Annotated in this window: 1 protein-coding gene; it reads right to left on the bottom strand. The window is 33.5% G+C overall.

The genetic code is table 11. The features are described from left to right. Positions 1-215: 215 nt before the first annotated feature. Complete coding sequence (locus GQR46_RS20235; RefSeq protein ID WP_007586798.1) at positions 216-650, bottom strand: ATP-binding protein; 435 nt, start codon at positions 648-650, stop codon at positions 216-218. Between the last annotated feature and the right edge of the window lie 141 nt (positions 651-791).

The following is a 791-nucleotide window of genomic DNA, read 5'->3' as shown; positions in this document are numbered from 1 at the left end:
GTCCATAATTAATTAGAGAAAACCCAATGAACGGACCAAACCCCAATAATCCTTCACCAATGGAAGGTTTTCCTCAAGTAGGTTTTTATATTTGACGATAAAACAATAAATACGCTGCTAGATATATCTTGGTGAGATTGGAGCAATGATAAAATCACTGCTCATTTAAATACTATAACTCAAAATAATTTAGACGTGCTGTCTAAAATTCAGCACTACCACTCAAACATGTAGGCCATTTTGCTTATGGTTTTAAGCGGGACATTATGCGAGTTACGTTTAGCATATAAGTGCTGCATTGATTTGTCTTTCACTTCACCCACTATCACTTCTTTTACTTGATAACCTAAAGCAACAGCAGCTTGAGTGTACGCTATAAATTCCCACTTTTTAATATTGGTATTATCTACAATTACCAATGGCATACCTTGAGCAAGTGCATTTATAAAGCGCGCTAAATTTAAATTATGAAATTGCGACAATTTAAATTTATCGAAATGATATTCGCCCTGCTCATTAATAAAGTAATCATCAGTTGAGCAGATTAGGTATTGGCTTTCGTCAACTCCACCTAATTCGTCAGCAAGGCTTTGCGCGTAGTAAGACTTACCGCTTCCTGGTAGTCCTCGTAAAATAAAAACTTGTTTCATAGCATCGATTTTTTAAGTGTGAATAAATATTAATTTGATTTGTTTGTTAATAATGCCACAAAATCATTAAATTTAAGAGTAACAAATAACAATAGTGGCAATTAAACGCTAAAAACTGTTTAAAAATAAACCGCATGCATA

Origin of the sequence: Pseudoalteromonas sp. Z1A6 (assembly GCF_011378745.1) — a bacterium.
In the GTDB taxonomy this organism is placed as follows: domain Bacteria; phylum Pseudomonadota; class Gammaproteobacteria; order Enterobacterales; family Alteromonadaceae; genus Pseudoalteromonas; species Pseudoalteromonas arctica.
Note: the sequence above shows the minus strand (reverse complement) of the source record. Positions and strands in the feature narration are given on the sequence as shown.